28 protein-coding genes are annotated in these 23,673 nt (G+C 60.2%); 17 read left to right on the plus strand and 11 right to left on the minus strand.

Going from position 1 to position 23,673, the window contains the following annotated elements:
* Positions 1–10: 10 nt before the first annotated feature.
* Genes flhB through BLT85_RS15965 form a run of 6 tightly spaced genes read right to left on the minus strand, consistent with a single transcriptional unit; the run spans position 11 to position 4,187 of the window.
* The gene (gene flhB, locus BLT85_RS15940; protein ID WP_093396849.1) at positions 11–1,141 is read right to left on the minus strand and encodes a flagellar biosynthesis protein FlhB; all 1,131 of its coding nucleotides are present in this window, start codon (positions 1,139–1,141) and stop codon (positions 11–13) included.
* Positions 1,142–1,144: 3 nt separating this feature from the next.
* On the minus strand, positions 1,145–1,933 hold the full coding sequence (gene fliR / locus BLT85_RS15945) for a flagellar biosynthetic protein FliR (protein ID WP_093396852.1): 789 nt from the start codon (positions 1,931–1,933) through the stop codon (positions 1,145–1,147).
* A 5-nt stretch (positions 1,934–1,938) separates the two neighbouring features.
* The gene (locus tag BLT85_RS15950; RefSeq protein ID WP_093396855.1) at positions 1,939–2,211 is read right to left on the minus strand and encodes a flagellar biosynthetic protein FliQ; all 273 of its coding nucleotides are present in this window, start codon (positions 2,209–2,211) and stop codon (positions 1,939–1,941) included.
* A gap of 7 nt (positions 2,212–2,218) precedes the next feature.
* Complete coding sequence (gene fliP / locus BLT85_RS15955) at positions 2,219–2,983, minus strand: flagellar type III secretion system pore protein FliP (protein WP_093396858.1); 765 nt, start codon at positions 2,981–2,983, stop codon at positions 2,219–2,221.
* Positions 2,980–3,351, minus strand: a complete 372-nt coding sequence (fliN, locus tag BLT85_RS15960) for a flagellar motor switch protein FliN (protein ID WP_093396861.1) — start codon at positions 3,349–3,351, stop codon at positions 2,980–2,982. The genes fliP and fliN overlap by 4 nt, the downstream gene beginning before the upstream one ends.
* Positions 3,348–4,187 (minus strand): FliM/FliN family flagellar motor switch protein, encoded by an 840-nt coding sequence (locus tag BLT85_RS15965; RefSeq protein ID WP_093396864.1) that lies wholly within the window; start codon positions 4,185–4,187, stop codon positions 3,348–3,350. The genes fliN and BLT85_RS15965 overlap by 4 nt, the downstream gene beginning before the upstream one ends.
* A 472-nt stretch (positions 4,188–4,659) precedes the next feature.
* Between BLT85_RS15965 and BLT85_RS15970 the strand changes: the two genes are divergently transcribed.
* The 17 genes from BLT85_RS15970 to BLT85_RS16050 all read left to right on the plus strand — a co-directional run bounded on the left by BLT85_RS15970 (position 4,660) and on the right by BLT85_RS16050 (position 18,932).
* Positions 4,660–6,069, plus strand: coding sequence for a sigma 54-interacting transcriptional regulator (locus BLT85_RS15970; protein ID WP_407920151.1), 1,410 nt, complete (start codon positions 4,660–4,662; stop codon positions 6,067–6,069).
* 13 nt (positions 6,070–6,082) lie between these two features.
* Positions 6,083–6,406 (plus strand): flagellar hook-basal body complex protein FliE, encoded by a 324-nt coding sequence (locus BLT85_RS15975; protein WP_093396867.1) that lies wholly within the window; start codon positions 6,083–6,085, stop codon positions 6,404–6,406.
* 6 nt (positions 6,407–6,412) lie between these two features.
* On the plus strand, positions 6,413–8,065 hold the full coding sequence (fliF, locus tag BLT85_RS15980; protein WP_093396870.1) for a flagellar basal-body MS-ring/collar protein FliF: 1,653 nt from the start codon (positions 6,413–6,415) through the stop codon (positions 8,063–8,065).
* A 19-nt stretch (positions 8,066–8,084) separates the two neighbouring features.
* Complete coding sequence (locus tag BLT85_RS15985; RefSeq protein ID WP_093396872.1) at positions 8,085–9,095, plus strand: FliG C-terminal domain-containing protein; 1,011 nt, start codon at positions 8,085–8,087, stop codon at positions 9,093–9,095.
* A gap of 11 nt (positions 9,096–9,106) precedes the next feature.
* Positions 9,107–9,811 (plus strand): flagellar assembly protein FliH, encoded by a 705-nt coding sequence (gene fliH / locus BLT85_RS15990; protein ID WP_093396874.1) that lies wholly within the window; start codon positions 9,107–9,109, stop codon positions 9,809–9,811.
* Entirely contained in the window at positions 9,808–11,142 is a 1,335-nt protein-coding gene (gene fliI, locus BLT85_RS15995) for a flagellar protein export ATPase FliI (protein ID WP_093396877.1), read from the plus strand. Before fliH ends, fliI begins: the two co-directional genes overlap by 4 nt.
* Positions 11,139–11,564 (plus strand): flagellar export protein FliJ, encoded by a 426-nt coding sequence (gene fliJ, locus BLT85_RS16000; RefSeq protein WP_093396879.1) that lies wholly within the window; start codon positions 11,139–11,141, stop codon positions 11,562–11,564. Before fliI ends, fliJ begins: the two co-directional genes overlap by 4 nt.
* Before the next feature lie 72 nt (positions 11,565–11,636).
* Entirely contained in the window at positions 11,637–11,915 is a 279-nt protein-coding gene (flgM, locus tag BLT85_RS16005) for a flagellar biosynthesis anti-sigma factor FlgM (protein WP_093396881.1), read from the plus strand.
* Entirely contained in the window at positions 11,912–12,352 is a 441-nt protein-coding gene (flgN, locus tag BLT85_RS16010) for a flagellar export chaperone FlgN (protein ID WP_093396884.1), read from the plus strand. Before flgM ends, flgN begins: the two co-directional genes overlap by 4 nt.
* Before the next feature lie 242 nt (positions 12,353–12,594).
* Positions 12,595–13,944 carry a flagellar filament capping protein FliD gene (gene fliD, locus BLT85_RS16015; RefSeq protein ID WP_093396887.1) on the plus strand — a complete coding sequence of 450 codons (1,350 nt, stop codon included), beginning with the start codon at positions 12,595–12,597 and terminating at the stop codon, positions 13,942–13,944.
* Complete coding sequence (gene fliS, locus BLT85_RS16020) at positions 13,941–14,345, plus strand: flagellar export chaperone FliS (protein ID WP_093396890.1); 405 nt, start codon at positions 13,941–13,943, stop codon at positions 14,343–14,345. The genes fliD and fliS overlap by 4 nt, the downstream gene beginning before the upstream one ends.
* Entirely contained in the window at positions 14,323–14,643 is a 321-nt protein-coding gene (locus BLT85_RS16025) for a hypothetical protein (RefSeq protein ID WP_093396893.1), read from the plus strand. Before fliS ends, BLT85_RS16025 begins: the two co-directional genes overlap by 23 nt.
* Positions 14,640–15,893, plus strand: coding sequence for a flagellar hook-length control protein FliK (locus BLT85_RS16030; RefSeq protein WP_093396896.1), 1,254 nt, complete (start codon positions 14,640–14,642; stop codon positions 15,891–15,893). The genes BLT85_RS16025 and BLT85_RS16030 overlap by 4 nt, the downstream gene beginning before the upstream one ends.
* Positions 15,894–15,939: 46 nt before the next feature.
* Positions 15,940–16,410 carry a flagellar basal body-associated FliL family protein gene (locus tag BLT85_RS16035; protein ID WP_093396899.1) on the plus strand — a complete coding sequence of 157 codons (471 nt, stop codon included), beginning with the start codon at positions 15,940–15,942 and terminating at the stop codon, positions 16,408–16,410.
* Between the two features lie 10 nt (positions 16,411–16,420).
* Entirely contained in the window at positions 16,421–17,173 is a 753-nt protein-coding gene (locus BLT85_RS16040; protein WP_093396902.1) for a FliA/WhiG family RNA polymerase sigma factor, read from the plus strand.
* Entirely contained in the window at positions 17,167–18,039 is an 873-nt protein-coding gene (gene motA / locus BLT85_RS16045) for a flagellar motor stator protein MotA (protein ID WP_093396905.1), read from the plus strand. Before BLT85_RS16040 ends, motA begins: the two co-directional genes overlap by 7 nt.
* Positions 18,036–18,932: a flagellar motor protein MotB gene (locus tag BLT85_RS16050; protein WP_093396907.1), complete on the plus strand. Its 897-nt coding sequence runs from the start codon at positions 18,036–18,038 to the stop codon at positions 18,930–18,932. Before motA ends, BLT85_RS16050 begins: the two co-directional genes overlap by 4 nt.
* Here BLT85_RS16050 and BLT85_RS16055 read toward each other — a convergent pair.
* The 5 genes from BLT85_RS16055 to lafA (BLT85_RS16075) all read right to left on the minus strand — a co-directional run bounded on the left by BLT85_RS16055 (position 18,908) and on the right by lafA (BLT85_RS16075) (position 23,552).
* Positions 18,908–19,384, minus strand: a complete 477-nt coding sequence (locus BLT85_RS16055; protein ID WP_157718194.1) for a hypothetical protein — start codon at positions 19,382–19,384, stop codon at positions 18,908–18,910. The two genes, BLT85_RS16050 and BLT85_RS16055, sit on opposite strands and share 25 nt — an antisense overlap.
* Entirely contained in the window at positions 19,375–20,331 is a 957-nt protein-coding gene (locus BLT85_RS16060) for a transcriptional regulator (RefSeq protein WP_093396912.1), read from the minus strand. Before BLT85_RS16060 ends, BLT85_RS16055 begins: the two co-directional genes overlap by 10 nt.
* Positions 20,332–20,521: 190 nt before the next feature.
* Positions 20,522–21,433 (minus strand): lateral flagellin LafA, encoded by a 912-nt coding sequence (lafA, locus tag BLT85_RS16065; RefSeq protein ID WP_093396914.1) that lies wholly within the window; start codon positions 21,431–21,433, stop codon positions 20,522–20,524.
* A 144-nt stretch (positions 21,434–21,577) separates the two neighbouring features.
* Positions 21,578–22,513, minus strand: a complete 936-nt coding sequence (lafA, locus tag BLT85_RS16070; RefSeq protein WP_093396916.1) for a lateral flagellin LafA — start codon at positions 22,511–22,513, stop codon at positions 21,578–21,580.
* A 148-nt stretch (positions 22,514–22,661) separates the two neighbouring features.
* The gene (lafA, locus tag BLT85_RS16075) at positions 22,662–23,552 is read right to left on the minus strand and encodes a lateral flagellin LafA (RefSeq protein WP_093396918.1); all 891 of its coding nucleotides are present in this window, start codon (positions 23,550–23,552) and stop codon (positions 22,662–22,664) included.
* Between the last annotated feature and the right edge of the window lie 121 nt (positions 23,553–23,673).

A 23,673-nucleotide genomic window follows, 5' to 3' on the forward strand; every position in this document is an offset into this window, starting at 1 on the left:
TGCTGGGGTCTCAACGGATCAGTTCTGCAGGGATCGGTAGCTGGCTGGCCAGCTCGGGTTTGCTGCGGCGGCCTGCGCGCCAGGCCTTCAGCTGAATGACGTAGGTCAGAACATGCGCCACGGCGGTATACAGCGGCGCGGGTATTTGCTGATTGATCTGCGTGCTGTAATACACGGCGCGGGCAAGAGGCGGTACCTCGATGATCTCCAGCTTGTAGCTGTTGGCCATCTTGCGGATATATTGCGCTGTTTCATCCACGCCCTTGGCGACGACGAAAGGCGCCTCGGCCTTCTTCAGGTCATAGCGCAAGGCAACCGCGTAGTGCTGTGGATTGACGATGACCACGTCGGCATCCTTCATCACCTTGCTGATCTGGCGCTGGGAGAAGTGCCGCTGCAATTGCTTGATCCGCGCCTTGACCTCCGGTCGGCCTTCCTGGTTCTTGTGCTCTTCCTTCACTTCCTGCTTGGTCATGCGCATCTTCTTGGTAAAGAAGAACTTCTGCAGCGGCACGTCGATGAAGGAGAACAGCACGAACACCAGAATCATCATGATCGATACATAGAAAACCAGATTCATTGCTCCGCTGATCGCCGTGTATACATCGCCGCGCTGCAAGGCGATGAACCGCGGCGCTGCGGCCAGCAGTAGAAAACTCGCGGTGACCAGCAGGACGATGATTTTCAGTACCGACTTGAGCAGCTCGGTCCAGTTCTGCGCGGAGAAAATCCGACCTATCCCGGTGATGGGGTTCAGCTTGCTGAGCTTGGGCATGAAGTTCTTCGACGAGAAGACCCAGCCGCCGGGCATCAGGGAAAACACCACAACCAGCAAGCTGGTGATCAGCAGCGGAAGCATCAGCTTCATGTAGATCAGCAGGTTGTGCCCGAGCACCAGCTCCAGATCGTCGGGGGTGATTTCGCTCTGATGGAAATTGACGTAGGAGATGCGAAACAAATCCTGCAACCCTTCGAAGAACATGCCGAAGCTGAATTTCAAAACAATGAGCGTGGCCAACAGCGATACGGTGGTGGCCATGTCCTTGGATCGCGCGACCTGGCCTTCCTGCCGACTCTTTTTCAGCTTGTGTTCGGTAGGCTGTTCGGTTTTTTCCTGTGAGCTTTTGTTTTCCTCGGACATGTCTCACTCCTGAAGCGCGATGCCGAGGTTGTCGAGCAACTGTCGGGTAAGCAGCAGATAGCTCTCCGACATGTTGTGCAGCGTAAAAAGAATCGCGATCCAGCCGGTGACGATAGCCATGGGAAACCCGAGTGCGAACAGGTTCATGGTCGGCGAGATGCGGTTCAGCAGGCCGAAGCAGAACAGTACCAGGGTCATGCAGAACACCATGGGCAGAGCGATCATGACCGCCGCAGAAAGCACCCAGCTCATGGCGAAGACCATGGTGGTCAGGCCGGTAAAGTGCAGGCCGCTGCCCACAGGCCAGAATGTGAAGCTCTGGTAGAGCACGCTGACAATAACCAGATGGCCATCAACAGCAAAAAACAGCAAGACCAGCATCGTGTAGTACAGCTGATACAGGATGGGCGAGGACGAGATGCCATTCTGCGGGTCATTGAATCGCGCCATGCTCATGCCCATCTGCGTCGAGATCATTTCACCGACCAGACTGTAGATGGTGAAGACCAGCTGTAGCGAGACCCCCAGCAACATGCCGAAAGCGATCTGCTCCATGGTCGCCAGCAATCCGGCGATCGACAGCGGGCTGATCTGCGGCGGCGTCGGCAACGTGCCACCCAGCGCCAGGGTAAGAATCAGAGCCAGCAGTATCCTGCCTGGCATCGACAATGCCTTGTGACTGAACAACGGGGCGAGCGTGAACACCGCGAGGATTCGACAGAATGGCCACCAGTAATCCTGCATCGAGAGCAGGTAGTCGTTGGCGTCGAATATGGCTTGCGATGAGTTCATGCGCGTCAGCCAACCAGCTGACCGGCCTGCTGGAACGTACGGATGAACAGTTCGCTGAGCGTGCGCAGAATCCAGTGACCGGCGAACACCAGCATGCCCAGCGTAATCAGCAGGCGCGGCAGAAAGCTGAGCATCTGCTCGTTGATCTGCGTGGCCGCCTGGAAAATGCTCACCAGCAATCCGCCGATCAAGCTTGGAATAACCAGAATGCAGACCACCAGAGCGATCAGGTACACGGCATCGGCAATGATCGAGACGGCGGTATCGGGGGTCAGCATGGCGGCCTCAGAACGGTTGGATGCTGGTGGTTAGGGTGCCGACCATCAGGCTCCAGCCATCGACCAGAACGAAAATCATCAGCTTGAACGGTAGTGAGATCATCATCGGCGACAGCATCATCATGCCCATCGCCATCAAGACGCTGGCCACGACCAGATCGATCACCAGAAACGGCACGAAGATCATGAAGCCCAGCTGAAAAGCCGTTTTCAGCTCGCTGAGAACGAAGGCCGGCAACAGCAGGGTGAAGTCCAGGGTGGACAGATCCTCGGGAATCTCCTCACCGACCATCGAGACGATCGTATGCAGGGAGGTTTCGTTGGTCTGTGCCAGCATGAATCGGCTGAGCACGCCCTTGGCCCTGTCGAGCCCCTGTTCCAGCGTGATTTCGTTGGCCTCGAATGGCTCGTAGGCGGTGCTGTGCACTTCCTGCCAGACGGGCCGCATGACCAGCAGGGTCATGGTCAAGGCGATGCCGATCAATACCGCGTTGGGCGGACTTTGCTGCAAACCGATCGCCTGGCGCAGGATCGAGAGGACAATGATGAACCGCGTGAAGCAGGTCATCATCATCAGCATGGCCGGCAGGAAGCCGAGCAGGGTCATCAGCACCAGGACCTGCAGCTTGATGCTCATCTCCTGGCCGTTTTCCGTATCGTTGAACGACAACAGGGAAATCTCCCCGCCGGATGACTGGGCCGTCACCGTTGCGGGGGCAAGCGCGAGCAATACAGGCAGGGCGCAACGAGCCAGGGCGCGAAAAGGGATCATGCCGTGATGTCTTTCAAGCCAGAGCCGCTGAGTTCAAGGATGCGCAAGCCATAGCTGCCGTTGACCACCACCACTTCGGCCTTGGCGAACAGGGCGCCGTTCACCTTCACGTCCAGCGGTTCTCCGGCGAGCTTGTCCAGCGCGATAACGCTGCTGGCGTCCACTTCCATCAGGTCCTGTAGCTGGAGCTGTACCGAGGCAACCTCGAGGGTCACCTGCACGGGAATCTTGCCGAAGAAGCTGAGATCCTGCTGGGGCAGTTTCGGCCTGGTATCTTCGATCGCTGCCGGCGGCTCAGGAGAGTCGAGGCGCACATCGCTGCCGTTGATCAGACTGTCCAGTTCGTTGTCGGAGAGTTGGTCGGTCATGTTGGTTTCACGCTTTCCAGAGAAGTGAGACACAGGGAACCGTCGCTTTCAAAAATGGCGCCCCGAAACAGTCTGTGTTGTGCAATGCGCACATCGCAGCGCTCCTGCATGCGGACCAGGATGATGTCGTCCGGCCTGAGCGCGAGCACATCGGCGAGCATCATCTGCATGGACGCAACGATGCATTCCATGCGCACCGGCAGGCGTTTGATGTTGTCCAGCGGATCGCCCATGGAGGTGGCCGATCCGGGCCCGGCCATCTTGCTGATCAGCAGGTCAGCAATCTGATGGTCCAGATAGATGTGCATCGATGAGGTGGTCGAGGTGACATGGTTCTCGAACGTCAGCCCGACTCGGTAATCCCACGATGGACGATCGTAAGCATTGTCGTAAGCCTCCAGCTTGCCCAGGCTGGTGCCGCCGAGAATCGCTCTCCCAAAGAGTTCGGATACTTCCCGGCCAAGCCGATCGCGCATGCGCTCTTCCGAAGTGCTGATCGGCGATGATTCGCTACCCGGTACATTGACTCCGCCATAGTAGCCTTCAAGTACTTCGCCCAATAAAGTGCGCGCAATCGAAAATCCAACTTTGCCCAACGTCGAACGAAACACGCAGTCCGGATCGCCGTTGACTGTTTCATCGACGGCTATCGATTTCTGTTCCAGATGAACCCGGAAGTTTCGCAGGAAGTAATCGCCGATCACACGGGGATACTTGTTCGCCGCTTCGCTTATATAGTGCGGCACCTTGTGATAGTGCCGTCCGAGCTTGTGCGGCTGCAATCTGACAAAAGCATCCGGCGGCACCCCATGCTGGACTTTCGAATTACCAATCATGTTCAGGATCGCATTCTCAGAGGTTGTTGCCGCAGCTCTTGCGAGCGGTTGGCAGGAAAACTGAGGGAGACATGACGAACTGACATGCCTCGGTTCGCCGTTGCGCCGCGTGGACAGCGGAAGCCTGGCGGCATGCGGTGGAGTCTATGGGTGCGCGGGGGTGGGGATTAAATCAATAGATATCAAATCGCATCAAAGCGGCGTGATACGCCTTTTTGAGATCGATTTACAGGAAGTGATTCGCCGATTGCACGCGGGCGTTGCTATGGTCGGCGGACATTGGATGCGCCTGATAACCAAGGGCGACCGAAACAGTAGATAGATTAAGTTTTATTTGCGGGAAAAATAGGAACTGCGTCGCAAAGCGGAATGCGGGCAAGAGAGCAAGCAAAGTTCTGCCTTATGTGCGCGCGATAGGTTGGGCCCCGTTATGCGGGTTTCGGCAACCAGTATGACCGAGCAGGTGATATCAGTGAAAGGTTCAAGCCAGGCCATCAACTTCAGTCAGTCTTTCCGTTCTGGTGAACAGCCCATACAGGGCAGAGTCGCCATGGTTGGGGACAATAGTGAAGTCTCTCAGCAGCTTCGCCGTGGCCTGATTGAATCCGGTTGCGAAGTTGTCAGCGCTTCGGGCTTTGGTCAACTTCGCGCGCTGGGTCCGAACACCTGTGGGCTGATTCTGTTAGTGGTCAGCGCCCTCGAAGCCGACACGCTTTTCGAGCAGGTGGCAAGCCTGACCCGGCAATGGCCGCAGCTGAGTGTCGTACCCATCGTCGGCTACGAAGACCAGCAGAAAGCCGCCACCCTGCTTGAGCTGGGCTGCATTGATTATCTGCTGTGCCCGTTCAGCGATGGCCAGTTGAGCCAACTGCTGCGGCGCATCAGCCAGGCTGACGCAGCGCAGGAAGACTTTGTCTCCTGCTCCCAGGCCGGGCGTCGCTTGCTGACCATGGCCCAGCGCGTCGCCATGACCCGAGCGCCGATTCTGATCACCGGCGAAACCGGCACCGGCAAGGAAATGATGGCGCGCTACATTCATCGTTTTTCCAGCGTTCGCGACGCACCCTTTATTGCAGTCAATTGTGCCGCCATTCCCGAGGCGATGCTGGAGTCGATTCTGTTCGGCCATGAGCGCGGCGCATTCACTGGCGCCGTCAGCGCTCAGCCGGGCAAGTTCGAGCAGGCCAACGGCGGCACGCTGCTGCTCGATGAGATCGGCGAGCTGCCGCTATCGCTGCAGGCCAAGCTGTTGCGTGTGTTGCAGGAGCAGCGCGTGGAGCGCCTTGGTGGGCAGCGTGAGATCGATCTGGACGTGCGCATCATTGCCGCGACCAACCGCGACCTGCAGCGGGAAGTCGCCGAAGGGCGCTTTCGCTCCGACCTGATGTTCCGGCTCGACGTGCTTCCGCTGCAGATTCTGCCGCTGCGCGAGCGCAAGGAGGATGTCGTTCCGCTGGCGCGGCAGTTCATCCGCAAATATGCACCGCATGACTGCGATCAGCAGCTTTTGACCCCCGAAGCCTGCCAGGCGCTGATACACCATAACTGGCCCGGCAACGTACGCGAGCTGGAAAACACCCTGCAACGTGCGCTGGTGCTGCGCAATGGTTTGTTCATCCAGCCGTGCGACCTGGGGTTGGCGGTGCCGGAAGGCACCTGTACGCCTGCGCCTGTCACCGCGGCAATGCTGCTCGGTGGCGAGTCCGGCAAGGCCGCGTTGCGCGCCAGCGGCAAACTGGCCGAGTATCAGCACGTGATCGATACGATTCGTCAATGCGACGGCCACAAGGCCAAGGCTGCAGAGCGGCTGGGCATGACCCCCCGCGCGCTGCGTTATCGACTGAATGCCATGCGCGAGCAGGGCGTGGAACTACCCGTCTGAGGAGAGCTGCACAGTGAGTTCGATTTCCCAGGTACAAACCCAGATGCTCGACCGCATGCAGCAATTGCAGACGGCATCGTCCGGCATGCCTGTCCGTCCGGCACTGGATACGTCCGAAGCTGGTCCGGTCCAGGCGTTCACCGACGTTCTGCGTGCTGTGGATGGCGAGCAGCATCGGGCCAGCCAGGCGTTGGCCGATGTCGACAGCGGCAAGAGCAAGGATCTGGTCGGCGCGATGGTCCAGAGCCAGAAGGCCAGTCTGTCCTTCTCGGCGCTGGTGCAGGTGCGCAACAAGATGAGTAGCGCCTTCGATGAAATCATGAGAATGCCGATCTAACCGCCGATGAATAACTCCGCCGTACTGCAGACAATCAGAGACAAGTTTCCCGCGTCCGGCTTCAAGCCTGATCCGCGCACCGTGATGTTTGGCATCGCCATGCTCGCCGCTGTCATCGCGGTCGCTATCGCGATTTATCTCTGGCGTGAACCGGCCGGCTTCAAGCCATTGTACGGCGCCGGTGAGAGCTATCAGGCGGCCGAGGTGATGCAGGTGCTCGACGCCCAGGCGATCCCCTATCGCCTGCATCCGCAGAGCGGTCAGGTGCTGGTACGCGAAGATCAGCTGGCCGTGGCGCGGATGCAATTGTCTGCCCAGGGCGTGAGCGTCGCCGTGCCGCCGGGCTATGAACTGTTCGACCGTGACGAGCCGCTGGGCACCAGCCAGTTCGTCCAGGACGTTCGCCTCAAGCGCAGCCTGGAAGGTGAGCTGGCTCGAACCGTGATGAGCCTGAAAGGAATCGAGCAGGCACGGGTGCATCTTGCCCGCGAAGAAAATCGCTCGTTTGTCGTCGGGCGGCGCCAGCCGGCCAAGGCGTCGGTCATGCTGCAACTGGCGCCGGGTACGCGCCTGGCGCCTGACCAGGTCAGCGCCATCGTCAATCTGGTCGCCAACAGCGTGCCGCAACTGTCGGCGGCTGACGTGAGCGTCGTCGATCAGCACGGCGCGCTGCTGTCGCGCGGCCTGGAAGCCTGGGGCGGGCCGAGCCGCAACTGGCAGGTCCTGGACGACTACCAGAACAAGACGACCGCCAATATTGAAGAAGTGCTGGCGCCCGTCCTTGGTTCAGGCAATTACCGCATCAGCGTCGCTGCCGATGTGGACTTCAGTCAGCGGGAAGAAACGGTACAGACCTTCGGCGACGCGCCTCGGCTTCGCGACGAAAACCTGCGTAGCGAAAGCGCTATCGACCAGCTGGCTCTGGGTGTGCCGGGTTCCCTGGCCAACCGGCCATTGCAGAAGCCTGCGGACGGGGAAGAAGGCGCGGACAAGGAGAACCAGGCGGCCACGTCGCTGCGTGAGGAATCCACGCGCAAGCTCGACTACGACCAGTCGGTGATGCACGTCAAACACGCGCCCTTTGCCCTGCGCCAGCAAAGCATTGCCGTGGTGCTGAACGCGTCCAGCGCTCCCGAGGGCGGCTGGAGCGAAGAGGCGCGGGCCGAGATCGAGGCCATGGTACGCAGCGCTGCCGGTTTCAACGCCGAACGGGGTGATCAGGTGACATTGAGCATTCTGCCTTTCTCCCAGACCGCCTCGATCCTCGAAGAGCAACCCTGGTGGGAGAACGCGGGCATCCTGTCCTGGGCCCGTCTCGGTGCCCTCGCGTTGCTGGCGATATTGTTGCTGCTATTCGTCGTGCGCCCGGCGATGCGCGCAGTCAGCCGTAGCGATCAACAGCCTGCCGACACGGAATTGCCTGAGCTTGCGGCTCCGGAAGTCGAGCGGATGACGCTGCAACAGCCTGAAGAGCGGCCGTCGTTGAGCATTCTCAGCGAGCTGAGTCCGCTCGCCGAAATCCGCCTGCCGGCGCCTAACTCGGGCCTCGAGCTTCAGGTCGAACATCTGCAAATGCTCGCACGCAACGACCCGGAGCGGGTTTCGGAAGTGCTCAAGCATTGGATCGGTCGTAACGACCGCGACATCAACCCTGCCTGAACCAGTCGGATAACAGTCTATGAGCAATCTTAATACGCGCAGGCAGATGAGCTCCGTCGAGCAGGCAGCAATCCTCATGTTGAGCATGGATGACGCCACCTCTGCCGGCGTCCTCAAGCACTTCTCCCGTGAGGAAATCGTTGCGATCAGCCAGGCCATGGCGCGCTTGAGCAACGTCAAGCAGCCGATGGTCACCGAGGTGATCGGCCGGTTTTTCGAAGACTATCGCGAGCAGAGCGGCATCAAGGGCGCCTCGCGTGGCTATTTGAGCGGCATGCTCGGCAAGGCGCTGGGCGGTGATATCACCCGCAATCTGCTCGACAGCATCTACGGCGAGGAAATCCGCGCCAAGATGGCCAAGATGGAGTGGATCGATCCCAAGCAGTTCGCTGCTTTGATCGCCAAGGAACATGCGCAGATGCAGGCGGTGTTTCTGGCGTTTCTGCCTCCGGCCATGGCGGCCGAGGTGCTGGAAAGCATGCCGCCCTCGCGTCAGGACGAGCTGCTGTTTCGCATCGCCAACCTCAATGAGGTCAACAGCGATGTGATCCGCGAACTCGAACAGCTGATCGATCGCAGCATCGCCGTGCTGACCAACCAGGGCTCGCAGGTTCGCGGCGTCAAGCAGGCGGCGGACATCATGAACCGCTTCAAGGGCAACCGCGATCAGATGTTCGAGTTGCTACGGGCTCACAGCGACGAGCTGGTCAGCCAGATCGAAGACGAGATGTACGACTTCTTCATTCTCTCCAGGCAGACCGAAGAGGTTCTGCTGGTTCTGCTTGAAGCCATTCCGCTGGAAGAGTGGGTCGTCGCGCTCAAGGGCGCCGAGCCCGAGTTGGTCAAAGCCATTCAAAACGCCATGCCCAAGCGTCAACGTCAGCAGATGGAATCGATCAGTCGGCGCCAGGGCCCGGTGCCCATGAGCCGGATAGAACAGGTTCGCAAGGACATCATGGCCATGGTTCGGGAGATGTCCGTCAATGGCGAGCTGCAGCTCCAGCTGTTCCGTGAACAGACCATCGAATAAGCGGAGGCAACATGGCAGTCAAGGTGATCAAGGGGAGCGGCAAGCCCTGGCGTAGCTACCGGTTCCCGCCGCTGTGCACGGGCCCGCGCGTATTGGGCGGTGATCTGCAGCAGGCGGACCAGGCAAGTCTTCAGCAAGCGGTTACTGATGGCTACCGCGACGGGACCGAACGCGGCTATCAGGAAGGCCTGCAACAGGGCCTCGAAGCCGGACGCCGTCAGGGCTTCGATGAAGGCTGCGAGCAAGGCCGGCAACGGGGGTTCGAGGAAGGCCGCTATCAGGGGCTGCAGGTGTTCGAGCAGGCCAGCGCGCCGTTGGAAACCATGCGCAAGGAGCTACGCAATTACCTTGATGAACAGGACAGCAAGACTCGCAAGGACTTGCTGGAGCTGGTGCGCAAGGTGGCTCGACAGGTCATTCGCTGCGAGCTGACGATCAACCCCACCCAGTTGCTGGCGCTGGCCGAGGAAGCATTGGCGAGCATGCCGGGGGATCAGGGCGAGGTGCAGATTCTGCTCAACCCCGAAGAGTACGCGCGCATCAAGGACATCGATCCGGAGCGTGCCGAAGGCTGGCGCCTGGTGCCCAGCGAGCGTCTGGCGCTGGGTGAGTGCCGCGTGATTACCGACCAAGCCGAGGCGGACATCGGTTGCCAGCAGCGGCTGGACTCGTGCATGGATACGCTGGCCGAACACTTGAAGGTCGCCAAGGCATGAGCGTACGCGAGGCGTTCAGTCTCGATGATGCGCTGCGCTCGCTGGAGAACGTGCAGCTGGCCAAGGTCAGCGGCCGCCTGGTGCGGGTATCCGGTCTGCTGCTGGAAAGTCTCGGCTGTCAGCGCATGACAGGCCAGCGATGTCTGGTCGAGCAGGGCGATGGCAGCATGCTGGAAGCTCAGGTGGTGGGCTTCGATCGGGATATTACCTATCTGATGCCATTCAAGAAGCCGGTCGGGCTGACTGCCGGCTCGCGGGTGTTCCCGGCCAAGGACGAAGCCGTGCTGCATATCGACGAGTCCTGGCTCGGCCGCGTGGTCAATGGGCTTGGCGAGCCGCTGGACGAGCTGGGCAAGCTCGACGGCCGCGACGTGTTGCCCACCGAGTTGCCCAACGTACACCCGCTGCGCCGGCAACCGGTCAGCGAACCATTGGACGTTGGCGTGCGCGCGATCAATTCCATGCTGACGCTTGGCAAGGGCCAACGGGTCGGTCTGTTCGCCGGTAGCGGCGTCGGCAAGAGCGTATTGCTGGGCATGATTACCCGCCAGACCAAGGCCGATGTCGTGGTGGTCGGGTTGATCGGCGAACGTGGCCGCGAGGTGCAGGAATTCCTGTTGCACTCGCTCGGCCCGGAAGGGCTGAAGAAGGCCGTCGTGGTGGTTGCGCCGGCCAACGAGTCGCCGCTGATGCGACTCAAGGCGACCGAGCTGTGTCACAGCATCGCCGCTTATTTTCGCGACCAGGGCAATGATGTCCTGCTGCTGGTGGATTCGCTGACCCGTTACGCTATGGCTCAGCGTGAAATCGCCCTGGCGCTCGGCGAGCCACCGGCGACCAAGGGCTACCCTCCGTCCGTGTTCGGCCTCTTGCCTGAACTGGTCGAGAGTGCCGGCAACGGCGACGCCATCCGCGGCAGCCTGAGTGCGCTGTACACCGTACTGGCCGAAGGCGACGACCAGCAGGATCCGGTGGTCGACTGCGCCCGGGCGATCCTCGACGGACATATCGTGCTGTCCCGCAAGCTGGCGGATGTCGGCCATTATCCGGCGATCGATATTGCCGCCTCGGTCAGCCGCTGCATGTCACAGGTGACGAGCCCGGAACATCAGGCCGCGGCACGCAAACTCAAGGAGCTGTACAGCACCTTCGAAAAGATTCGGGAGATGATTCCGCTGGGGGGCTATACGCCCGGCATGGACGGTAAAACGGATCGATCGGTACAGCTGGCGCCACGCATCGAACGCTTTCTGCGCCAGGAAGTGCGCGATGAGGCCGAGTTCGAACAGAGCGTTGCGGCGCTAACCAAGCTGGTCAAGAGTCCCGCATGAAAGAACAGATACAGACGCTCTCGCGCCTGGCGCAGCTACGCAACAATACTGTCCAGCAGATGCTCGGTCGGGTCGGCTATCAGCAGAGCCTCTGCCAGCGTTATCGCAACAATATCGAAGGTCTGAGCAGGCTGTGTAGTTACACCGCGCCGATGACCACGCCCTTGCAACGGGACAACCAGCATCGTTACAAGGCGACGCTGCACAAGATGATCGAGCTGCAGCGACGCGAGCTGGCGGTGGCGGAAGCGGGGCTGGAGCGCATCCGCGAAGAATTGCTCGCCGCCCGGCGCAACGAAAAGGTCATCACCCAAGTGCTCGACGGCAAGGTCCAGGAGTGGAGTCAGGAGCTTGCCAGGCACGAGCAGAAGATTCAGGATGGCCTGGCTTCACAGGCATGGCTGCGCGCCCACGAAATCTGATGTGAAAAAAGATTTAATCGCTGGTGCGCTGCGGTCGCCTGTAGGTTTCAATCACACTCGTTGGACGTAATCATGGACATCACCAGGCCCAGCATCACCGGCTCACGGCCGATCACCGACACCAGCGCCGCACAGGTTGGCGAGCGTTCGGCTGTCGCCAAACCGGCGTCTCCCGTCCAGGCTCCAGCCGTGCGACCGGACGCCTTGCATGCAGCGCTGCAGGCGCTGCCCGAGGTGGACATGGATCGCGTTGCCGCGCTGCGGCAGGCACTGGCCGAAGGCAGCCTCGACACCAGTCCGCAGAATCTCGCCACCGATATGCTGGCCTTCCATCGGGGCAGCCGTCGTTGAACTCGCGGGATCGCCTGCTGGCGGCACTTGATCAGGATATCCAGCAGGACCTGGTCAGCTATCGCCAACTGTTGGCGTTGAGCCAGTCGCTGCATGTGCAGCTGCTGCAACGTGACGCGCAGGCGGTCGAAGATACCAATCACGCCATTGCCGTACTCGTCGAACAAGCCTCGGCCCGCGCTCAGCGGCGGAGTCGTATACTCTCGGCGTTTTCGCTGAAAGCCGAGGAGCAGGGCATGAATATCCTCTTCGCCTCGTGCGGTCGCGAAGTGCGCGACGGATTGGAAGCTGGCTGGGCGCAGCTTGGCCGGCTGGTCGACGCCTGCCGGCAACAGAACGACTACAACGCTCAGCTGCTGGCAATGCAGCATTCCATCCTTGACCACCTGCTTGGCCAGACTGCCCAGGCCGATATCTACGCTCCCCAGTACTACTGATCCGGTTTCGCCGGGATCTGTCGCATCCTCGTTGTTCTGTCTTAATCATTTCCCCTTCCGCGTCGCCTGTATTGTCCATCAGGCCGGCTTTCGCCCGGCAGCGGAAAATTCATTTCCGCTGTGGGTTCCGCTTGCCGCCGATGGGAAAGGAAGTTGCTCTGTCCCTGAGAAAAAACCTATATAAAACAACAGATTCTGGCTTGGCACGGTAGTTGCTATCTACTAGGAAGAGGATACCCACGATGAACTTTGATTCCAATTACGCGCAAAGCATGGCTACGCAGTTGGCCCAATACGAGGTGCAGGCCCCGCTGGCTCGGTTCGACCGTAAAGAGGCGCTTTATCGCGGCCAGCTCGATGCGCTGAACAAGCTGGATAGCGCCCTGAAGACCTTCCGCACCGCGGTGCGTGATCTGAAAGGCGTGGGTACCGCTTCCATGCTGGTGAACAAGGCGACCATGAGTCAGGAAGGCGTGGCTACGGCTACCGTGGGCACAACGGCGGTGCCGGGCACCTATCAGTTCGTCGTGGAGCAGCTGGCCAGCCAGCACCAGATGGCTTTGACCAACATGCAGCCGATCAGCGCGGCGACCACTGGTGACTTCAAGATCAGTGTGGGTACGCAGCAGTTCGCTATCAACCTGAGCACCGCTGATTCTGACGCGGACGGCCAGATAACACCGGCTGAACTGTCAACGGCGATCAACCAGGCCGCCGACAACACGGGTGTCAGCACGACGCTGGTGAGCAACGGTGGCCAGGTATCGCTGGTACTCACCAGTGACGCCAGTGGCACCGCCAATGCCCTCACATTGAGTTCGACCGATGCAGGCTTTCAGACCGTGCTCGATGGTCAGACCGAGCTGACCGCAGCGAGCGACGCCAAGGTTCGCCTGGGCGGTGCTACCGGCATGGAGCTGGTTAGCTCAAGCAACACCTTCGATAACCTGGTCGATGGCGTGAGTCTGACTTTCCAGCGCGTGCATGCCGCGGGCGAAACCCCGTTGAGCGTCACCATCGGACAGGATGGCGAAGCAACCAAAGCCAAGGCGAAGACGTTCGTCGATGCGGTCAATGCACTGATGGCCAGCTTCGACAGCCTCACCGCCAGTGGAAACGAAAGCGCTAAGCGCGGGCCGTTGGCCGGCGACTCAACCATTCGGTCGATCGAGAGCATGGTCAATCGCGAACTGCGCAACGTGTTCGGAGGCGCGCGGCTGATGGACTTTGGCATCAGCTCCGATCGTAACGGTCTGCTGCAGCTGGACACCGCGAAGCTGGAAAAGGCGGTCGCCGCCGATCCCGACGCGTTCGATCAGCTGTTCGCCGGAGAGAACAATCTCCTCGCGACGCTGGAAGAGAAGCTCGGCCTGTACACCAACTCCACCAACGGCGTGATGAAAAGCCGCAAGGACAGCGTGGACATGGCGCTTCGCCGTAACGAAAGCCAGATGGCCCTCATTGAACAGCAATACGACCGCAGCTACGCCCGCTATCTGACCCAGTTCACCAGCATGATGCAGATGATGCAGGCGATGGAGCAGACCCAGGGCATGTTTGCCACGCAACAATCACAGAGCACGTTTGCATGAACGATTTCCTCCTTGAAGACAGCTACGAGCAGTATCGCTCGGTAGACCTCGAAGCCAAGGCCGCATCGGCCTCTCCCTATGATCTCGTACTGGTCCTGGTCGATGGCTTGCTCGACGAGCTGGCCCGCGCACGCGGGCATATCGAAGGCCGACGCTACCAGCAGAAAGGCGCGTCGCTGGAAAAGTGCATGAACATCCTCAACGGCCTCAGCAGTGCGCTGGATTTCGACAACGGCGGGGAAGTGGTGGCCGGGCTCGCGCGGCTGTACGACTACTGCATTTACCGCCTTTCAGATGTCAGCGTCACGCTGTCGGTCGAGGGTATCGATGAGGTCATTGCGTTGGTCGGCACCCTGCGCGAAGGCTGGGAAGGCGTTAATGCAGCACGCAAAGCCTCATAGCGCCCGGCTTGCCGGGGTGCTTCAGCAGCTGCGTGCGGCGCTCGATGCGTCGGACTGGGATGCGATCGGATCGAGCAACCTGATGATCCGTGAGCTGCTCGCCTGGTTGCCGGCGGATAGCGCGCTAGACGAGCAGGCCCGGCAGCTCAAGCAGGACCTGCAGGCCCTGCATGCCGAGGCGCTTACCCGCTGCCGGGCGGAGTGCGATCGGCTGCGTGACGTGTTGCATAGCCATACCGAACATGCCGAAGGCCGCTCGGCCTACATGCAGATAGACAGTTTAGGAGACGGTAGATGATTCACTTGATGACCCCGGCTGGCACGGGTGCGGACCGTCTCGAAACAGTACGCAGCGCCAAGCTGATGGGCGGCGATGCCGCTCCTTCCGGCAGGGCCGAACAGCTCGGCATGCACGATATTCTTGCCATGCTCGACACTTTGCATGGCGCGCAGGGCGAGCCCGTTCAGTTGCCCGCTGGCGGTGATGGCGACGCGCAAGCGGAGCAGTCGCAGGCGGAGCCAGCGGTTTTGCCGGCACAACCGAACATCGACAGATCCTGGCAGCCCGGTTGGGGAGCGCAGGCCAGCTTGCCCGCGGCGGCCGGTCGGGATCGCCCTGTCACCTCTGGCGAGGCGCTGCCTACCGCCGAGTCGGTTCTGGATCGTGCTTCGTTCGGGGTTGCGCAGAGCGCCGATCAGCGCACAGGCGATCTTCCGCTGCAGCAGATCGAGCAATGGCTGGGCGAGCTCCAGGATCTGCGCCGTCGCCATGCTGCACCAGGTGAGCAGACCGAGGAGCCGATGAGGGGCGTTTCGGGCGGGCATGCAGGCATGCCTGAGCCGCTGCGGTTCACTCAGCAACAGGATTCGATCCGCATGCAGGCGCAGTGGAGCAATCTGACCGAGCCGCGCGGCTTCAACATGCCACTCGAGCAGGACGTAGCTACCGGCTCGCGCCTGGCCACGGCAGCCGTGACAATGGATGACGCGTTGCTATCAACCGTGATGGACGAGCCCGCATTGCAAGCTGTTACCAGCCGGACGAGCGAGACGCTGAGCAGTGTTCACCCGGGTGCGCCGACGCAACCGGTGACCGGTCAGGCTCCGGTACCTGCGGAGATTCGGCTGCAGGGTTCCGAAGCGCGCTGGGGCGAGCAGATGTTGCAGGCACTGCGTGATCAGGTCGAGATGCAGCTTGCCCAGCGCAGCCAGCACGCGACGATTCGTCTCGACCCGCCGGACCTTGGCAGTCTGGACATCCAGATCAATCACGAGCAAGGCAAGTTGAGCATCCAGATCAACGCCGGCCAGGCTGACGTCGCCCGGCTGCTGAACATGCTAAGCGAGCGCTTGCGCCATGAGTTGCTGGGTCAGAATTTCTCCGAGGTGACCGTGCAGATCGGCGGCAACGCCGATCAGGGCCGCGAAAGACGTCAGAGGCAGGCCGACGACGCCGGTCCCGAGTCGATCGCTGCCGCTCGAGTAATCGAATCAGCCCGGACCGATAGCAATCGTGACCCGGCGGGTGACGTGCTGATCAGCGTATGACGATTACATCGACCTTCTTCATTCAATTCGCTAACGAGTAGCAGCCATGGCCTTGCCGCGCATCATCCTTATCGTGCTGATTCTGAATACCCTGATTCTGCTTGGCAGCGTTGGGCTCAACTATCACCTGCTCAGCAACGTCCCGGCACAGACGACAACTGGCCTGGCCTCCAGCGCGGCGCCAGTTGAGACGGCGACCAACCGGGATTACCAGTTCTTCCCGGTCGAGAAAGTCATCGTCAACTTGCGTGGTGAAAACCGCGAACGCTATTTCGTACTGGACCTCGTTCTCCAGGCCGAACTGGAGACCGACGCGCACCGGCTCGAGCAGATCGATCCGATCGTGCGTAACTCGGTGGTCGCCAACCTGAGTGCCATGGGCTTCGAGGAATTGCGTGCCATGTCCATCAGCGAGCTGCAGGGCAGGCTGGAGTCGGCGTTGATTGCCGACCTGGCAGCGAGGAAGCTGAACCAGCCCTTCGCGCATGTCCTGGTCAGCAAGATGATCGTTCAGTAACGAGGCCGCGATGAACGCCAACTGTGCCATCGACAGCGGTTATGAGCTACCCGAGGATAGCCATACCACCTTGTCCGCCGCCGAAGAGCAGCGCTGGGTGAAGCAGTACCTGCCGCTCGTCAAGCGCATCGTCAGTCAGCTATCGCTGCAGGCGAACCAGGTGCTCGACCGCCAGGACATGGAACAGATTGGTCTGATGGGCTTGCTCGAAGGCCTGCGCCGTTACGGCGCTCCCGACGAGCACTTCGGCCGGTTCGTTGCGCTGCGTATTCGCGGTGCGATTCTCGATGAGCTGCGCCGACAGGACTGGCGCCCCCGGCAGGTACGTCAACAGGTGCACAAGGTGCGCGATGGTATTCGTGCCCTGTCTCGCCAGCTGGGACGCGAGCCGACCGACGAAGAGGTTCTGGCTCACACCGGGCTCGATCAGCAAGGCTATATGGACTTTCTGCAAGCCGATGCCATCGATGCGATCGAGAGTCTGGACGATCTGCTGCAAAAGGGCATGGAGCCAGGCTCCGAGCGCAGCAGCGGGTTCGAAGAGCGTATTCATCAGGAGCGCCTGCTCGCTCAGGCACTCGCGCGCCTGAACGAGCGCGAGCGGCTGATCCTCACGCTGTATTACCAGCACGAACTCAACCTCAAGGAAATCGCTCTGGTGCTCGATCTGACCGACGCCAGGGTATGTCAACTCAGCAAGCAGGCTCTGAACAAGGCCTGCGCTTTCTTAACCGCAAACGAGAGCATCGCATCATCATGCTGAAAATACTCGGATCCTTCATCATCCTCGGCGGCGTGCTCGGCGGTTACGCTATGGCCAACGGCGAAATGGCCATGCTATGGCAGCCGGCCGAGATGGTCATCATCCTCGGGGCGGGGATCGGTAGCCTGATCGTCGGCAATCCCAAGGAAGTGCTGATCGAAATGCTCGCTCAGGCCAAGGGCGTGTTCATGTTCAAGCGCCGCGGGCAGGAGTTTCAGCGTCAGTTGCTGATGTTGCTGTATGAACTGCTGGAAACTGTCGAAGCCGGCGGACTCAAGGCGCTGGACCAGCACATCGAAGAGCCGGAAGAGAGCGAGCTGTTCAACCAGTACCCGTTGATCAGCCAGGAACGCAATCTGATGGCGTTCATCGCCGACAACTTCCGCCTGATGGCCATGGGCAAAATCACCGCTCACGAGCTGGAAGGTTTCCTAGAACAGGAACTGGACGCCATGGAGCAGGCGCTGATGCAACCCTCACGTTCGCTGCACAACGTCGGCGAGGCGATGCCGGGCTTCGGTATCCTCGCGGCAATCATGGGCATCATCATCACCATGGGGCACATCGACGGGTCAGTTGCGGAAATCGGCGGCCATGTCGCGGCGGCACTGGTTGGCACCTTCATCGGCATCTTCCTCTGCTATTGCCTGATGGGCCCCTTGAGCAATGCGATGAGCCAGCGGGTCAAGACCGAGCTCTCTGCGCTTGAGTGCGTGCGCACCACGCTGGTCGCTCACCTCGCCGGCAAGCCGACCCTGCTGGCAGTTGACGCTGGACGCAAGCTGATCGAGCAGGACGTCAAGCCGGCGTTCAAACAACTTGAAATATGGGTCACCACCTTCGAAGAGCAGCGGGACGCGGCATGAGACAGAAACAGGGTCATGGCGACGTAACCATCATCAAGCGGCGCTCCAAGAAGGGCCATGATGAAGCGCATTCCGGTGCCTGGAAGGTTGCCTTCGCTGATTTCACCATGGCGATGATGGCTCTGTTCATGGTGCTTTGGGTGGTTCAGGCCATGAAGTCCGAACAGGAAGCCGAGCAGCGCCGAACCGTAGGCACGCCGATCTGGGAAGGCGGGGACGGAATCTTTGACGGCACCAGCCGCTTGGTCATCGAACCAGTAGAGGCGCCACCGCCGCCAGCGTTGACCAACGCCGAATACCAGCGCAGCGATGCAGATCAGGTCTACGGGCAGGCCGGCGTGGCGGAGCTGGAAAAGCTCGCCGTGCTGATGCGTGACATGGCTATCGAAGCCGACGCGCAGAGCAATCTGCAGGTGGAAGTCGTGCCTCAGGGGCTGCGGATTTTGGTCAAGGACGATCAGGATCGCTTCATGTTCCAGCGCGGCAGCGCAGTGCTGACCGATCATTTCCGTGAGCTGTTGGTCCGCCTGACCGGCGTGCTCAGCCGCGTCGATAACAAGCTGATCATCAGCGGGCATACCGATGCGACGCCGTACCGTGGCAATGGCGGTTATAACAATTGGAATTTGTCCGGTGATCGAGCATTGCGTGCTCGCAACGTGCTGGTTGAGGCGGGGCTACCGGCAGCCAGTATTCTTCAGGTGACCGCGCAGGCAGACGGCATGTTGCTGCAACCGGATGAGCCGGAGAGCGGTGCCAACCGGCGGATCGAACTACTGCTGCTGACGGCTCAGGCCGAGAGCCTGTATCAGGAGCTGTTTGGTGACCGTTCGGCGCGGGTGAACTTTTCCGAGCAGGGCGCGAATTATCAGAGCGCTGGCGACTCACTCTGACCCGGGCAAAAGAACTGCAGGCTTTCCCGCGCGTACAGGCAGTCACCAACGGGATGTAAGGTAATACTGGCCCCACGCAGCCGGCTGTACAGAAGGTTGAACACCAACTCGGTATCCAGCTCTGGCGTCAGCCGGGTCACCTCGCCATGGTCGACGTGCATCACATAGCGACCATCATCGAACTCGAGCAAGCCCGAGCTTTCCAGCAGGGTGTCACCCTGGCGACTCATGGCGTAGAACCGACCATTGCGAAAGCGTATGTTGTGGCTCGTCTGGATGACGCGGCCATCGCTTAGCTGGACCTGCCCGGCGGAATGATAGCGACCGTCCGGCACCTTTGCAGAGCCGGGATCACGCATCGTGTGCCACGCGGCGGCCAGCAGCAGTGCCAGGGCGACTGGCAATACGACGCGGGTCAGGAGCCCCGTTGGCGAAAGCAGGGTCATAGACATTGTGTGAGCTGCTCGTTCGCTATCAGCTGCAACTGGCTTCGGTGAAACATCAGCCAGTTGGCGTTTGCGCTGCCTTGCGGGCAGAACAGCTGGAAATAGTCATCATGCCAGCCGAGGGTCAGCTCGACCGGCCCCTCACTCATAGCCGACACGCGCTCCAGCAAGGGCGTACTGTCACGCTCGAGCATATCCAGCATCGCTGGCTCGGTAGCCATCAACTGCATGGTCACCTCGTCATGTTTCACTTCCCGGGTTACCAGTTCACTATCTGTAGTGTCCATCCAGGCGCTGGCGCCCAGGCCTGCTAGCAAGGTGATTACAAACAGCGCGGCAGCCGTCCAGCGTGAACCGCTGTGGTTTTTTCTAGGTCGTGGAGCAGCGGTTGGCTCGTCTTGCGCTCCTGCAGCAGCAGGATCGTCGATTGATGGCGCTGCCGAGACCGGCTCCGCTTCAAGCCTGCGTGCATCGGCCTCTGCCACAGCGTCGGCCGGTCCAACCGCTTCAGTGGGTTCCGCTGCCGGTCCGGCGACTGCGGCCGGAACCACCTCTGCCAGGTCCCGCTCGCGGATATAGTTCGGATTGAACTGATAGCCGCGTCGCGGCAGCGTCTGAATAATCTCCCGACCTTTTTCGTCGCAGAAGATCTGGCGCAAGGAGTAGATCTGCTGGTTCAGGCTGCCCTGGCCGACAATGCGATCCGGCCAGGCGAAGCCCATCAGCTCTTCACGCGGCACCACTTCCCCCGGCTCGCGCAACAGCCGCTCGAGCAAGCGGCTCCCGGCATAGCCGAGATCAACACGCTGTACTTCTGCGTCGCTTTGAATAAGCAGCTGAAACAAGGAAGGGTAAAAGCAGATGGTGCGATCGTCACTGCCGGTCTTCAGCAACAGCCGCGTCACGGTCTGTGCTGTTTCCTGCGGCGGCACTCGGTCGGAAGGTACATTCATCGATGGAACCAGCCCTCACGGCTAAATTCATAGGGCAGTTTTTTCTTGTCTCGGCATTCTGACCGCTGCGCAGGGGTGCGCGCAACCTCATGATGACCCGGCGGTCCGAATTATCGCCGCATGTAAACTACGGATACGCAAACAAAAACGCCCCCGCAATAGCGGAGGCGCTGTTACCACCCGGTGTCGCTTAGCCCAGCAGCGACATGACCATGCCAGGCATCTGACCGGCTTGCTTGAGCATGGAGATGCCGGACTGCATGAGCATGGAGTTCTTGCTCATTGCGGCGCTTTCCATGGCGAAGTCAGCGTCCATGATCCGGCCCTTGGCCATCTCAGTGTTGTCCTTCATGTTGGCCAGGTTGTTGCTGGTGTGGTTCAGGCGGTTGACGGTCGCGCCGAATTGAGCACGCAGCGAACCAATGCTGTCCAGGGCGTTGGCAAGGGTATCGATCATCGCGTTGGCGTTCGTGTTCAACGCAGTGGCCGGAACAGCGGTTGATGCCAGTTCAGTACCGGGCACGGCGCTCGCGTCGTAAGTACCGGAAATGCCGCTCAGAGCGGTTCCCAGGGCGGTCAGCTTGGCAGTGACGTTCAGTTCCATCTTTTCGGCGGAGCTGGCGCCGATTTGGAAGCTGACGGCTGCGGCGAACTTGCCAGCGCTGCCATTAACCACAGTGCCATCGCTGAACAGATTTTCACCGGCGTATTTGGTGTTCTTGACGATGTTCGCCAGCTCGTTGCCCAGCTCGTCATATTCGCCCTGCAGTGCGATCAGATCGGCGCCGCTGTTGGTGTCGTTCGACGCCTGGGTGGCCAGATCCTTCATGCGCTGAACGATGTCAGTCATCTCGCCAAATGCACCTTCGGCGGTCTGTAACATGGAAACCGAGTCCCCAACGTTACGCATGGCCACAGCCATACCGCGGCTCTGAGCGTTCAGACGGGTAGCGATCTGAAGGCCAGCGGCGTCGTCGGCCGCAGAGTTGATGCGCAGGCCGGTGCCCAGGCGCTGCTGGTTGGTGGCGAGGGAGGAGTTGAACTTGTTCAGGCTGGTATTGGTGGTCAGCGCTGAGTGGTTGGTATGAATCGACAGAGCCATAAGAGTGATCCTTGCGATGTGATGGAAATCTTGAGCTGGCTGTATCGCCTGCTACAGGTAATAGGCGACCGTTTCGATATGGCAATTAAGCGCCAAACGAAAAACGCCCCGCAAAAGGCGGGGCGCTAGGTCGTGCTAGACAAATTAACCGAGCAGCGACATGACCATGCCAGGCATTTGGCCGGCTTGCTTGAGCATGGAGATGCCCGACTGCATGAGCATGGAATTCTTGCTCATCGCGGCGCTTTCCATAGCGAAGTCGGCGTCCATGATCCGGCCCTTGGCCATCTCGGTGTTGTCCTTCATGTTAGCCAGGTTGTTGCTGGTGTGATTCAGACGGTTGATGGTGGCGCCGAACTTGGCACGCAGTCCTCCAATAGTGTCTAGAACGCCCGAGAGGCTGTCGATTTCGGCGTTCGCACCCGCTGCTGTCTTGATCTCGGCGCCACCAGCGGTGACATCGGCTGCGGCGTCCGCTGCCAATGCGGTGAAGACCGTACTGACATCACCCAGGCCGCCGGCTGCCGCACCTACCAAGGTCCCGAGTTTTGCGCTGACATCGAGAGTCATTTTTTCGGCGGTAGAGCTGCCGATCTGAAAGCTCACCCCTGCCGCGGTGGAGCCGAACTTGCCTGCGGCACCGTCGATGACACCTGCGTTGCTGGCAAACAGTTTTTCCCCCGCATATGCGGTGTTGCTAACGATATTGACCAGCTCTTTAGCCAGCTCATCGTACTCACCCTGCAGTGCGTCCCGATCGGACTGACTGTTGGTTCCGTTAGCAGACTGGGTAGCCAGGTCCTTCATACGTTGAACGATGTCAGTCATTTCGCTGAAAGCGCCTTCAGCGGTTTGCAGCAGCGAAACGGAGTCGCCCACGTTACGCATGGCCACAGCCATACCGCGGCTCTGAGCGTTCAGACGGGTAGCGATCTGAAGGCCAGCGGCGTCGTCTGCTGCAGAGTTGATGCGCAGGCCGGTGCCCAGGCGCTGCTGGTTAGTAGCGAGGGAGGAGTTGAACTTGTTCAGGCTGGTATTGGTGGTCAGAGCTGAGTGGTTGGTATGAATCGACAGAGCCATGAGAATGATCCTTGCTGCGATGTGGTGGAGTTCTTGAGCTGGCTGTATCGCCTGCTACAGGTAATAGGCGACCGTTTCGATCTGGCAATTAAGTGCCAAACGAAAACGCCCCGCAAAGGCGGGGCGCTGGATAGACGTGCTAGACAAATTAGCCGAGCAACGACATGACCATGCCGGGCATTTGGCCGGCTTGCTTGAGCATGGAAATGCCCGACTGCATGAGCATGGAGTTCTTGCTCATCGCGGCGCTTTCCATGGCGAAGTCAGCGTCCATGATCCGGCCCTTGGCCATCTCGGTATTGTCCTTCATGTTGGCCAGGTTGTTGCTAGTGTGGTTCAGACGATTGATGGTCGCGCCGAATTGAGCGCGAAGGCCGCCGATTCCATCCAGCGCACCACTCAAGGTGTCAATCATTGTATTGGCGCCGGCTGCAGTGGCAATTTCTGTGCCGAGCGTAGCAGTGGTCGGGGTGGTGAAGTAGGCGCTGATACCGTCAAGGGTGGTGCCCATCAGTGTCGCAGTCTTGGCGCTGACATTCAGCGTCATTTTCTCTGCCGAGCTGCTACCGATCTGGAAATCTACGCCTGCGGCGGCGCCGAATTTCCCGCCCGTGCCCGCCAGGTCAAACAGTTTTTCTCCCGCGTAGGCAGTGTTCGATACGATATTGCTGAGCTCCTTGCCCAGTTCGTCATACTCGCCCTGCAGTGCATCTCGGTCGGCCTGGCTGTTGGTACCGTTGGCAGACTGAGTAGCGAGATCCTTCATCCGTTGGACGATGTCAGTCATTTCGCTGAAGGCGCCTTCAGCGGTCTGCAGCAGGGAAACGGAGTCGCCTACGTTACGCATGGCCACAGCCATACCCCGGCTTTGGGCATTCAACCGGGTAGCGATCTGCAGGCCAGCTGCATCGTCAGCGGCGGAGTTGATGCGCAGACCGGTACCCAGGCGTTGCTGGTTGGTGGCGAGTGCAGAGTTGAACTTGTTCAGGCTGGTATTGGTGGTCAGCGCTGAGTGGTTGGTATGAATCGACAGAGCCATGGTAGTGATCCTTCCTGCAATGTAATTGGCATTCCCGAGCTGGCTTTCCGCCCGCTAAGACCAGTAAGCGACCGTACTAGGCCTCCAATTAAATTTTCCCCAGGACTCGCCCGCTATCGCT

Source organism: Halopseudomonas xinjiangensis (assembly GCF_900104945.1).
GTDB lineage: Bacteria > Pseudomonadota > Gammaproteobacteria > Pseudomonadales > Pseudomonadaceae > Halopseudomonas > Halopseudomonas xinjiangensis.